Annotated in this window: 9 protein-coding genes; 4 read left to right on the forward strand and 5 right to left on the reverse strand. The window is 41.9% G+C overall.

Annotated features, from left to right (window positions below; genetic code table 11):
• Positions 1–21: 21 nt before the first annotated feature.
• The gene (locus tag HC175_RS00220) at positions 22–1335 is read right to left on the reverse strand and encodes an anthranilate synthase component I family protein (RefSeq protein ID WP_168136511.1); all 1314 of its coding nucleotides are present in this window, start codon (positions 1333–1335) and stop codon (positions 22–24) included.
• Positions 1336–1875, reverse strand: coding sequence for an NADPH-dependent FMN reductase (locus tag HC175_RS00225; protein ID WP_168136512.1), 540 nt, complete (start codon positions 1873–1875; stop codon positions 1336–1338). It abuts the gene before it with no gap.
• Positions 1876–2001: 126 nt separating this feature from the next.
• Between HC175_RS00225 and HC175_RS00230 the strand changes: the two genes are divergently transcribed.
• The 3 genes from HC175_RS00230 (at position 2002) to HC175_RS00240 (ending at position 7784) form a co-directional block, all read left to right on the forward strand.
• Positions 2002–3351, forward strand: a complete 1350-nt coding sequence (locus tag HC175_RS00230) for a DEAD/DEAH box helicase (protein WP_168136513.1) — start codon at positions 2002–2004, stop codon at positions 3349–3351.
• A 422-nt stretch (positions 3352–3773) separates the two neighbouring features.
• Positions 3774–6143 carry a PAS domain-containing sensor histidine kinase gene (locus HC175_RS00235; protein ID WP_168136514.1) on the forward strand — a complete coding sequence of 790 codons (2370 nt, stop codon included), beginning with the start codon at positions 3774–3776 and terminating at the stop codon, positions 6141–6143.
• A gap of 108 nt (positions 6144–6251) precedes the next feature.
• Positions 6252–7784 carry a GH3 auxin-responsive promoter family protein gene (locus HC175_RS00240; RefSeq protein ID WP_168136515.1) on the forward strand — a complete coding sequence of 511 codons (1533 nt, stop codon included), beginning with the start codon at positions 6252–6254 and terminating at the stop codon, positions 7782–7784.
• On the opposite strand, the gene HC175_RS00245 is transcribed toward HC175_RS00240, so the two are convergent.
• Complete coding sequence (locus HC175_RS00245) at positions 7781–8347, reverse strand: TlpA family protein disulfide reductase (RefSeq protein ID WP_168136516.1); 567 nt, start codon at positions 8345–8347, stop codon at positions 7781–7783. The genes HC175_RS00240 and HC175_RS00245 overlap by 4 nt on opposite strands.
• Before the next feature lie 120 nt (positions 8348–8467).
• On the opposite strand from HC175_RS00245, the gene HC175_RS00250 reads away from it, so the two are divergent.
• Positions 8468–10651: a M3 family metallopeptidase gene (locus HC175_RS00250; RefSeq protein ID WP_168136517.1), complete on the forward strand. Its 2184-nt coding sequence runs from the start codon at positions 8468–8470 to the stop codon at positions 10649–10651.
• A 55-nt stretch (positions 10652–10706) separates the two neighbouring features.
• Here the strand turns inward: HC175_RS00250 and HC175_RS00255 are convergent, their stop codons facing one another.
• Positions 10707–12140 carry a phytoene desaturase family protein gene (locus tag HC175_RS00255; protein WP_168136518.1) on the reverse strand — a complete coding sequence of 478 codons (1434 nt, stop codon included), beginning with the start codon at positions 12138–12140 and terminating at the stop codon, positions 10707–10709.
• Positions 12140–13012, reverse strand: a complete 873-nt coding sequence (locus tag HC175_RS00260) for an SDR family oxidoreductase (protein ID WP_168136519.1) — start codon at positions 13010–13012, stop codon at positions 12140–12142. Before HC175_RS00260 ends, HC175_RS00255 begins: the two co-directional genes overlap by 1 nt.
• Positions 13013–13014: the final 2 nt, after the last annotated feature.

A 13014-nucleotide genomic window follows, 5' to 3' on the forward strand; every position in this document is an offset into this window, starting at 1 on the left:
TTAGCTTCGATCCTGTTAAGCTTAAGGCTGCTTCTGCCCTTCTAGCACCTGTTTAAGTGCACCTGCCTTTATGAGACATTCTTCATATTCTTTCTCGGGAATGGATCTGGAAGTAATGGCGCCACCTACAGAAAAGGATACATACTTATTTTTTGCATTATAGAGAATGCTTCGAATAACAACGTTAAAATCGAAATTTCCATTAGGATCAAAATATCCTACCGCTCCACTATACAATCCGCGCCTGCTTTCTTCATAATGTTCAATGATCTCCATTGCCGAGATCTTTGGCGCTCCGGTCATACTCCCCATAGGGAAAGTGGTTTTAAGCACTTCAACTGGTGGAATCCCCTCCTCAAGTTGTGCTGTAACCGTTGAGATCATTTGATGCACCTGCTGGAAACTGTAGACCTTACAAAGTTCGGGCACTTGAACGCTTCCTTTTTTTGCCGTTTTTGAAAGGTCATTTCGAACCAGATCAACGATCATGATATTTTCTGATCTTTCTTTTGAATCCTGCTCGAGCTCCTGGCAAAGCCTGAGGTCTCTTTCAGGATTTAAAAGATCTCTTGGGGCTGTGCCTTTTATGGGTTGGGAGATCAAGGTATTCTCGATCTTTTGCAGGTACCTTTCTGGGGAAGCTGAAAGTAAAAAATGCTCATGATTCTTAAAAAAGCTCGCAAAAGGAGGTCTTGAGATCTTATTTAAGGCTGAAAAAGTGTGCAGGGGATCCAGCCCGACTTCTTCCGCATAAAACTCCTGGCAAAAATTAGCCTCATAAATATCTCCCCTGTGAATATGAGCCAGTATCTTTTCAACTTTGGAGTAATAGTCTTCCCTTGAGATTCTAGGTTTCACCTGAATTCCCTCATGGTTGGAAAAAAATTCCGGTCCAAAATGCTCTTTTTGAAGGAGCTGTTCAAGATCCTCTTCCATTTCATCATCCACTACGCCGAGATACTGCATCTCAAGTTCCCCGCCCCTTAGAATGAACAGTCTTTTCGGTTGAAAAAAGAAAAGATCGGGAAAGCCAAGTTGATCATGATTATCTGACTTCAGCTGCTCTACATCATTTTTAAGATCATAGGAGAGATAACCAAAGATCCAGTCTTTCGTGATCTCCTGATATTCCTGCAGCTTTTCAAAAGCCCGGTGATAATCGGTTTGCACTGCCGTAAATGCATCTACGGCAAGCATCGCATCTATCTGAGAATAATGATCTTTATGATCATTGCTGTCAAACCACACCACTTCGTTGTACTGCTGTGCCCAGCATAGTAGTTGCTGTTTTAACCGGGAAGCATCTTTGATTTTGACCTTTTTGGATACCCTCACTTACTCCTTTATTTGTTGGGAGAAAGCAGTAATTACTTCTGTGATTCCCAGGTCAAAGACTTCATTCAGGATGATCCCTTTCTCAGAATCGAAATTTTCATAAAATAGTGGCAGACTAAAACTTTCCACTACCTGTCCTCCAAACCGGGGAAACTGATTTTTACAATACTCCAAGGCCGAAGCGCCACCTCTTTTGCCTGGAGAAGTGCTCATTAAGAGTATCTTTTTCTCCTGGAGAAATTTTCTGTCCAGGCGGGAAAGCCAGTCTAATATGTTTTTAAAGAATCCTGAAACATTGGCATTATATTCATTCACAGAAATGATCAAAGCCGAAGCGTCGAGTATCTTCTCGTACAGCAACTTTACATTTTTCGGAAAGCCTTCTTTCTCTTCAACTGTGCTGTACATGGGAAAAATAACATCATGAAGATCCAGCACCTCGATCTCATGATCACTAATTCTATTTGTCACATTGAGTATCAACTGGTGATTAATGGAAGTAGGGCTACTGGAACCTGCAAAAGCGAGGATCTTTTTCATTCGGTTTTTTTTATTTGCTCAAAAATACGAATTCGGCCGAAAGCACAGAATTTAAAACCCGCATTGGCAAAACCTTTAGCCTTTCAACAATTTAGGCTTACCTTTGCGGCAATAAATTAATTATCTGTGACTTTCCAGGACCTCCAACTCAATACACCTTTATTAAATGCCCTTGCCGACTTAGGGTTGTCAACCCCCACTCCAATTCAGCAGGAGTCAATGCCTGTTATTTTATCGGGCAGAGATATGGTAGGTATTGCACAGACTGGTACTGGAAAGACCTTGGCTTATCTTTTACCTCTGCTTAAAACGCTAAAGTACAGCGAACAGAAAAATCCACGAATTCTTATTCTGGTTCCTACCCGGGAGCTTGTTGTACAGGTGGTTGAGGAACTCGAGAAGCTTACTCCATATATCAATACCCGGATTTTAGGAATATACGGAGGCACCAATATCAACACACAAAAACAGCTGGTAGCACAGGGGCTGGATATTCTCGTAGCTACGCCGGGAAGGCTTTATGATCTTGCTATCAACAGAGATCTACAATTAAAATCAATTCAAAAGCTGGTCATTGATGAGGTGGATGTGATGCTCGACCTGGGCTTTCGCTTTCAGCTAAACAATATTCTGGAGCTTCTTCCAGCTAACCGCCAGAATATTATGTTTTCGGCAACGATGACCCTGGATGTAGAAAATCTTATTCAGGAATATTTCCGAGCTCCCGAAACTATTTCTGTTGCGGCCAGTGGTACTCCGCTAGAAAATATAGATCAGCAACTATTTGAAGTCCCTAACTTTTATACCAAGATGAACCTGCTTGGGCATCTTTTAAAAGATAAGGAAGCCTATTATAAGGTGCTGATTTTCGCTGGGAATAAGCGAATCGCCGATAGGATCTTTTCCAATCTGGACCCTGTTTTTCCGGAAGAGTGTACCATAATTCATTCCAACAAGACTCAGAACTACCGTTTGAGAAGCATCAGGCAGTTTGGAGAGGGCTTTTGCCGCATACTCGTAGCTACAGACGTTATGGCGCGAGGACTGGATATTGAACAGGTAAGCCATGTGATCAACTTTGATACCCCAGCTTATCCCGAGAATTATATGCACAGGATTGGCCGTACAGGGAGAGCAAAAAAGGAAGGACAAGCCATCTTATTCACCACCCCTTCTGAAAGGGAAGACCTGGAAAAGATCGAATCGTTAATGAATTTCAAAATTCAGGTGACCCCGCTGCCTTCAGAAGTAACGATTTCCACTGAACTTATTCCGGAAGAACAACCCAAACCCGTAGAGATCAATAACCCCACAAATTTCTCAGATGAGGATAAGCCGGGTCCTGCATTCCATGAAAAAAGTGAGAAGAATAAAAAGGTAAATCTTGGAGGTTCCTACAAGAGAGAGATCAAGAAAAAATACAAAAAACCCAAGACCAGGGGAGACAAAAATTACAACCGCAAAAAGAAGAAATAGCGGCAATTCCCATTTTTGCTCTCAAAAAGTTTAAGAAAATCTTTAGTAAATGAAAAGTTAAGATAAAGTGTAGGATTTTATCGACAAAATTCCTGCATTCTGTCCACTCCTGAGCGGGGTTATTTCATTCTCTTCTTCCAAAGAAATCTATTTCCTCTTCATTCTTATGCTCATTTAAACCTGAATTCTGCTGCCTCTATATACAATTCAGGTCCAGATCCCTATAAAATCAAGTGAGGTTCACCTCCTAAAATTCAGGAAAAACGCGGCCTGCGGGAATTGAGGCAGAAAAAAAATAAAAAACTGAGCCTCTGGTACTTATAAATCAAAATTTTATACTAAATTTAACTTTACCCCCTGTCATATATTAATGAATTACGAGCAACAGTAATTACCTACTTGTTGTTTCTAATCTTATCCCCATGAAGAAACAAACTTTTATGCCGGAGGATTATACTATAGGTGCGGCACATAGCCTTTTTAATGCTTATAATGGCCATGACAATCAGGAGTTTTTACTTTTTATAAGTACTCCCGATGATCATGCCTTAAAGGCTATGAATTATCGTTCGCTTCAGTATTTCAAAAATTTTCAACCTTTCCCGTCGCAAGAAGATAATTTCTTCAAAGAAATAATTCATCCTGAAGATTATCACCTCGTACTTCATGTATTGGAGTGTGCTACCGAGTGCACCGAAATTGCAGAGAGAGGCGTTACTGTGAGAGTGCGATCTCCTTTTGGTTACTGGAAACGTTTCGAGTTTAAAAGCAGAAATTATACGGGGTTCAATAATGATGAGCAGTATGTCCTTACTTTAGCACGCCCGGTAGAGCCGGTAAAAATGTCGGCCAGGAAAGGAATCAATATAGAAACAGAGAAATCCCTTCAGGAAAGTTTGAGCCGATACAGAGTATTGGTTAATTCCTTAGATCAGGGCTTTGTTGTAATGGAAATGATCTTTGATCTGGAAAAAAATCCTCTGGACTACCTTTTTGTAGAGGTGAATCCCGCTTTTGAAGATCATACAGGGCTGCTTGAACCCTTAGGACGAACCATGAAGGAATTCTTTCAGCAACATGAGAGCCACTGGTTCCACACCTTTGGAAAGGTCGCTTTCACTGGGGAATCCATTCGGTTTGAAGAATATTCAATGGGACACGACCGCTGGTTCGATGTCTATGCATTTCCCATTGGGAATAAGAGAAGCAGAAAAGTAGCCTGTCTTTTTTCTGATATCACTCCTAGAAAAGAAAATGAGGAAAAACTAAGAAGGCTTAATGAAGATCTTGAATTAAAAGTAAAGAGCCGCACTTCTGAGCTGGAGGAGAAAAATGAACTTCTGCAACTGGTATTTGACACTGTAAAACAGGGAATCTTCTTGCTGAAGCCTCTCTTTGGTGAGAACTATGACATTGTAGACTTCACTTATGTACGGGTAAATAAGGTGGTGAATAGATATTACCATCAAAAGCGAATGGTAGGTCGCAGTTTTCTAAAGCTTAATCCAATAGCGACGGAAAGAGGCATTTTTGAAGCCTTTAAGCAAACCATGCTCACGGGAGAATCTGTTGACTTTGAAGTAGATTTTGAGCAGAATGGAAGAAAGAACTGGTTAAGGATCACTAGCAGGCGCCAAAAAGGTTTGTTGATCAACTCCTTTGAAAATATTACTCGTGAGAAGAACAAAACCCAGGATCTAAAAGACACCGTGCGGTTTAAAAAGCAATTGATCCAGACTACGCCAGACATTATTATGATCTTTAACCTGTATGATGAAAAGGTAAATTACATCAATAAAGACCTTTCTACCGAAAATGGTATGACCGTACAGGATGTTGAAGGTATGCCTCTCCTTAATATTCTGCCATTTGTGCATCCCCAGGACCGAACAAAGGCATTAGAATTTCATACCCGAATCACGGAAGCATCAGACCAGGATGTAATAGAACTGGAATTCAGGTTACGAGGCAAAGAAAAAGCATGGGAATATTACAGTGCGCGTGGTAAGGTCTTTATGAGGAATAAGAACGGGAAGGTCTACGAATACATCGTGCTGCTCAGGAATATACAGGAAGAAAAACGTATCCAACAGGCACTCATTTCAGCAGAAAAACTTTCTATAAAAGGAGAGATCGCCCGTACCCTTGCACATGAATTGAGGAATCCTCTGGCCAGTATCGGGATGTCTGCAGATATCCTGGATAAGGTCATTAAGGGACCTGAAAAAACCGGGGTCAAAAATTATATTGGTATTGTAAAAAGAAGTACTACCACCTTAAATAACCTGGTGACTGATCTTCTTTCTGTTTCGAATTATTCAAAGGCTTCCCTTAAAAAATGCTGCCTTGCCAGAACAACGAACAAAGCTTTGGCACTCGCAAAAGATAGGATCTATCTTACGAATATTACCGTATTTAAAAAATACAAAGGCTCCTATTTTATTAATGCTGATGAGGAAAAGCTGAAGATCGCCATCCTAAATATTATTGTAAATGCGAGTGAGGCCATGGAGCCCGATAAAGGAAAATTAAGGATTAACATCAATAAGAAAAAAGAGAATTATCTCCTCTCAATCAGTGATAATGGATGTGGCATTGAACCTGAGCAGCTGGACAGGCTCTTTGAATCCTTCTACACCCAGAAACCCGGAGGTTTGGGAATAGGTTTAAATTCTGTAAAAAATATCCTGGATGACCATGGCGCCACCATTAGCGTGGAAAGCATCCCCAAAAAGGGAACGACCTTTATTCTTAGCTTCCCTTGTCATGAAGACGTTTTAAAAGGAAATTGAGCACATCGAGATGCAAAAAACTGATTATTGTGTATCTTCGGCCTTGAAAAGTACATGAGATTCAGGTAAATTTCGTGTGTCAAACCAACTAAAATTGGAACCTGATATATGGGGATAATTGATTCCATAGGAAATCTGGTCATGAAAAGCCGGATAGACGACTTAGAACATGCTGTAAATAATCCTCATGAGACGCAGAAAAAAGTTCTGCGTCAGCTAATAGACACCACCAAGGACACCTATTACGGGAAAAAATTCCATTTTAACGAAATTGGAAATTACAGGCAATTTACAGAGCAGGTTCCTCTTAATAATTACGAGGATCTATACCCTTACATAGATCTTATTCTAAAAGGGGAGCAAAATGTCTTGTGGCCTACCCCAATTAAGTGGTTTGCGAAATCATCGGGCACTACAGGAGCTACAAGTAAGATCATTCCTGTTTCTACAGAAGGATTGGAGCAATGTCACTACCAGGGCGGGCGAGATATGCTTGCCTTATATATTAGGAATTATCCCGATGCACAACTCTTTTCGGGCAAGAACCTCTCTATTGGTGGTAGCCAGGAATCCAATTATCAAGGGGAAAAGAGATTCTATACTGCTAATATTTCTGCCATCGTCATGAAGAATTTGCCTTTTTGGGCTCAGTTTGGAAGGACTCCGGGACTGGATGTCACGATGATGAACAATTGGGAGGAAAAGATCAGGAAAATAGCAGAGATCACTACGCAGCAACGCGTAACGAGTCTGGCTGGTTCCCCCATGTGGATGTTACTCCTGTTGCAGCATATTATCAGGGAACGCCAAATTACACATATTCAGGATGTGTGGCCAGACCTGGAGGTATTTTTCCATGGTTCGGTCTCTTTCGCCCCATACAGGCCACTATTTGAAGAACTGGATCGTGATAAAAGTTTGCGTTACCTGGAGATCTTTAATGCAACAGAAGGCTTTTTCGCCTTGCAGGACCAACCAGATGACAGCTCCCTTCTTCTTATGCTCAATTATGGTATTTTCTACGAGTTCATTCCGGAAAAGGAATTCACATCAGATAATCCAAAGGTGATCCCTTTGAGCGAAGTCGAGCTTGGTAAGAATTATTCCATGGTCATAAGCACTAACTCTGGCCTGTGGCGATATAAAATTGGGGATACTGTGAAATTCACAAGTCTAAATCCCTACAGGTTTACCATTAGCGGTAGAACCAAACACTGTATCAACGTATTTGGAGAAGATCTTTTTGCTGAGCATGCAGAAAAAGCAGTATCTCACGCCTGTCGTGAAACCGGGGCAATTTTAAGAGATTTTACAGCGGCGCCATATTTTTATGACCGCAGTAAAAAGGGGTACCATGAATGGCTTATTGAATTTGTGCGATCCCCAGAAAATAAGGAGGCTTTTACTGAAATTCTTGACAAGGAACTCGGTAAATACAATGATGATTATGCCGCAAAAAGAAAAAACGATATTGCTATTGAAAGACCGGTGGTGAAGGAAATGCCCGAAGGTACCTTTTATGAATGGCTAAAGCGGAAGAACAAGCTCGGGGGCCAGCATAAAGTTCCAAGACTTTCCAACAGCAGGGAATTCGTGGAGGAGCTGCTATCGATCAAAAATTCAATGCAGGCAGAGATCTAGTGCTCTTCCTTCAGTAAGTCTTCAAGCAATTTCTTAAATCCTGAATCATTCCAGTTTGCCGATCCTTTTTTATCTACTACAACTTTTCCATTTCGTGAAATCACATAGGTGGTAGGCAGGCTTCTGGACCTCATCTTTTCAGGAGCAAGGCCAAGAGGTAGATAGACGGGAAGATCATAATCCTTTTTGTCCATAAATCTCTTCAGTTTTTCAGGATCTTCAGAAGTGACAAAGTAGAAATCCACACGATCTCCGTATTCAGAATATAATTTCTGAAAGGAAGGCATTTCAGCAATACAGGGAGGGCACCAGGTTGCCCACAGGTTCACAATTGCTACCTGGCCAATACTGTGCTTGAAATTTACAGGCTTGCCTTCAAGGTCCACGAGATTCCAGTTGTAGCTTTCCAGGTTTTCCCTGTCCTTTTCAGATATCCTCGTGGGGCTAAATGCGATCACTCTGTTCAAACCTATTTGTATGGGTTTTCTGGTTTGAGGTACGATCAAAAGGATGATGATGACAATGAAGATCAAATTTGACCAGTTCTTCTTGAGAAATTCCATGTGATGGCATTTAATTCACAAAAATAGCTGAATAATATTACCTGCGAAAAATGCCATTTTTGGACCAGATTTTTTTTTGAATATTAGTATCTTCCATTGTCAAAATTCAAAATAAAAAAAATGATCCCCACAAAGAAAATTAGTTTAGGATTGATAGCAGCCATGACCTTAGCTGGTTGTGGCTCTGGGAGCACAAATACTTCCCAAGATCCAGATATCACAATTTCTGATGAAAAAACATCTATGGAAAATATACTGTTACAGGAATGGAAAGGCCCGTATGGCGGAGTGCCTGCCTTTGATGAAATGAAACTTGAAGACCTGCAGCCGGCTATGGAGCAGGGAATGGCCCAGCATCTTCAGGAAATAATAGCCATTGCAGCAAATCCTGCACCTCCTACCTTTGAAAACACCATCCTGGCAATGCAGAAATCGGGTGAAGAACTGGACAGGGCTTTCACTTACTACAGCATTTGGAGCAGTAACCTTTCTTCGGAAGAATTTAGGGAGATACAACAGGTGCTTGCTCCCAAGATCTCAGAATATTCCTCAAAAATATCTCAGAATAAACAGCTTTTTGAAAGGATAAAGTCGGTTTATGAGCAATCTCAGAAAACTCCGCTGCCTCTACAGGAACAAAGAGCGGTACAGCTTATTTACGAAGACTTCGCCATGGAAGGTGCCAATCTATCTGAAACAGAAAAAGCCAGATACGCGGCTATAAACAAGGAACTTTCCCAGCTCTACACTAAATTTTCAAATAACGTCCTGGCTGAAGAAGAGAACTATGTTGTTTTCCTGGAGCAGGATCAATTGAGCGGACTTCCGGATTCTTATATCAAGGCTGCTGCAAAAGCTGCTGAAGATCGTGGCGAGAAAGGAAAATATGCAGTCCTCAATACCCGCTCGTCCATGGATCCCTTTCTCACCTACTCAGACGAAAGAGAACTTCGGAAGAAAGTTTGGACCAACTATTATTCAAGAGGTGATAACAATGATGAGTATGATAACAAGCAGCTCATCAAGGAGATCTTGAAATTGAGGGATGAACGTGTGGAACTCCTGGGCTATGAGAATTATGCGCAATGGCGCTTACAGAATCGCATGGCTAAAACTCCCGAGAGAGCCATGGAACTCATGGAAGCTGTATGGCCGGCGGCCCTTGCAAGGGTTGAGGAAGAAGTAGCCGATATGCAGGCCCTCGCAACTGCCGAAGGTAAAGACATCACCATAGCTCCCTGGGATTACAGGTATTATGCTGAAAAAGTAAGACAGGAGAAATATGATCTGGAATCGGATGAAGTAAAACAGTACCTCCAACTCGACAAGCTGACTGACGCTTTATTCTACACAGCATCTGAAGTTTTTAATTATGAGTTCAGTCCGGTTCCTGAAGGTACAGTACCTGTGTTTCATGAAGATGTAAAGGTGTGGGAAGTAACCGATAAAGATACAGGCGCTCATATTGGTCTTTGGTACCTTGACCCCTACGCGAGAAAGGGTAAACGGTCGGGCGCATGGGCTTCTCAATACCGAAGCCATTCAGAAATGGAAGGAGAAAAAGAAACAGTTCTGGCTTCCAACAATTCAAATTTTGTAAAACCGGCACCCGGGGAACCTGCTTTGATTTCCTGGGATGATGCAACTACTTTCTTCCATGAATTTGGGCATGCATTGCATTTCTTTGCTTCAGAAGTAAAATACCCGATTCTTAACAGCGGAGTAAGAGATTACACCGAATTCCAGTCACAGTTACTTGAGAGATGGCTATCGACAGATGAGGTGATCAATCAGTTCCTGGTGCACCACGAAACCGGAGAACCAATTCCGCAGGAGCTGGTGGCAAAGATCAAAAAGGCTGCTACGTTCAATCAAGGCTTTGCAACAACAGAATTCCTGGCCTCGGCTCTTATGGATATGAAACTTCATACTACAGATCCTGACGATATTGATATGGACACCTTTGAAGAAGAAACACTGGCAGCGCTTAATATGCCAGAGCAGATCGTAATGCGTCACAGAACTCCCCATTTTGGGCACGTTTTCTCAGGAGAAGGATATGCAACAGGTTACTACGGCTATTTGTGGGCCGATGTTTTGACCTCAGATGCCGCTGAAGCTTTCAAAGAGGCTCCGGGAGGATTTTATGATAAGAACGTCGCTGAAAAATTAGTGAAATATCTCTTTGCACCCAGAAACGCGATGGACCCTGCAGAAGCCTACAGGCTCTTTAGAGGTCGCGACGCCACCATTGATGCTTTGATGAGAGACCGCGGTTTCCCGGTACCTTCTCAGCAAAATTAGTATAACTTCTGTACAGTCATGAAAAGCGCCCAATGTAAAAATTGGGCGCTTACTTTTAGGACAGGTCTCTAAAATGGTCTTTTAATGCCTTCTCTGCAGCATGATAACCGCACATGCCATGCACTCCCCCACCCGGAGGTGTTGAGGAAGAACAAATATAAACCCGGGGATCTGGCGTAGCATATGGAGAAAGTTTGGCTATGGGCCTCGTAAAAAGCTGGGTGATGTCCTGTTTTCCTCCATTGATATCTCCACCAATAAGATTAGGATTGAACTGTTGAAGATCTGAGGTGTTCAATGTTGATCTTGCAAGAATTGTTTCTTTAAATCCTGGAGCTGCACGCTCGATCTGGTCTTCCACGATCTTTGTATAATCTTCTGTGCTGCCGTTAGGAACGTGGATATAAGCCCAGGCAGTGTGGTGGCCTTCAGGAGCCCTGGTGGGATCAAAGGGAGAATGCTGTGCAACAAGAACATATGGGGTGCTGGTCATGTTCTTTTGATGAATCTCTTTTTCAGAATTTTCAATCTCTTCTTTGGTAAATCCCAGGTGAATAGTGGCTGCTTTTCTACATTTCTCATTTGTGAATGGAATTGGCTCTTTTAGCGCCCAGTCCATTTTAAAAACACCCGCACCATACTTGTAGGCTTCCATTCTTTTGCGGTAAAGAAGATTAAAATTCAGACCTTTTATCTTTAAAAGCTGCTTAGGCGTAAGATCAAAAAGATAGGCATACGCATTAGGAAGATCTCTGATATCCCTGATATACTGAGAGAGAAAAATTTCTCCTCCCAGAGATTTGTAGTAGTCGAGTAAAGCTTTCGTAAAATTCCCAGCACCTCCTTTAGGAAATGGCCAGTTGTATTTGTGTGCGCTTGTGGTCAATACGAGACCGAACGAGGCGGATGCAATATTTGTCAATGGCAAGGTCGAATGAGCCGCAGAACCATAGAAAAATGCTTTCGTTTTGTCATTTTTAAAGTAATGATTCGCCAGCATCTGTGCAGAAGGCATGGCCTTAAGGCCAAATTTCAAAAATGGGATGGGATGTTCAGGAATTCCCAAAGGCCCCAAAAGGTCGCTGTTCAGCTTATCCCAGTTGTTAAGCAAAGGACGGAACAATTTTAGATATGCTGCTTCATCTTCTCCCAATTGTGCTGCCGTTTTTTCAATGTCTTTATAGCAGCCAAATGCCGTACCATCATCAAAAGGATGAGCATAGGCGATTTCGGGAAATATCCATTCCAGTCCAAAATTGTCAAGAGGTAGATCTCGAAAAAAAGGGGAAGCAAGCCCAAGGGGAAGAATTGCCGAACCCACATCGTGCTTGAAGCCAGGCATGGTCAATTCCATAGTTCTCGTGGCACCTCCCGGGGTAGCAGCTTGCTCAAAAATGGCAGTTTTTAATCCTTTTTTTTGCAGCCGAATTGCAGCAGCAATCCCATTGCTTCCACTTCCTACTACAATCGCATCATATTTTCCTGACATTACGGCAAATCATTTTCGAGATCAAGCCCATCGAGATAATCCTCAAAGGTGATCTCTCCATTTACTTCTCCAATCATATCATTAGTTGTGACAAACTTAAAATATTTGAGTTTGGCAGATATATCATCATCGACAAGTTCCGGGAGAAACATCCCCCATTCAGCGAGTTTCTCAGGCACCTGGATTACTTTACCTCCCACTTTTCTCTCTATCATCTTTGCCATTTCCATACGGGTGTGAATCAAAGGACCTCCTACTTCCTTTATCTCGGGACCTTCATATAAATGCTCTACCACCACCTTAGCAAGATCCTTTTGATGGATGCTGTTTGTTCTCGAATGCCCGTCTCCTACTATTGGAATGACCTTTCTTTTCGCCATAATAGCAAGATCGTTCAACCCCGAGAAAAAACCAACAGGTCTTATTATCGTATAATCCAGTCCCGATGCGCTTAAGGCATCCTCAAACATCTTATGAGATTTCGCCACTTCATATTCCAAAGCTTTATCTGCTCCCTTAATGGATACGTAGATAAATCGCTCTACACCATTCTTAACTGCGTCATCAAGTACGTTACTATTAGCATAGAAGTCATTTTCCATAAAAGACTTTCCTCTGTTTGTAAAGAGACTTACGCTTTTCCCGAGAGTAGAAACAACAATATCCACATCTTTTGTGATATCCTTTATTTTCTCGTTACCTTCACTTGCATCTGCTTTCCAAACGTCTTTTGTGTATGCAGCAACCTTTTCGGCCCCATCTGCTGAATGTACTAAGGCTCGTACATCCAATCCCTGCTCGCTTAGCAACTTGAGTACTTCAAGACCCAGAGCCCCGGAAGCACCAGCAAGGAGAATTTTTTTCTTCTTCATAT

This window comes from Salinimicrobium oceani, assembly GCF_012037645.1.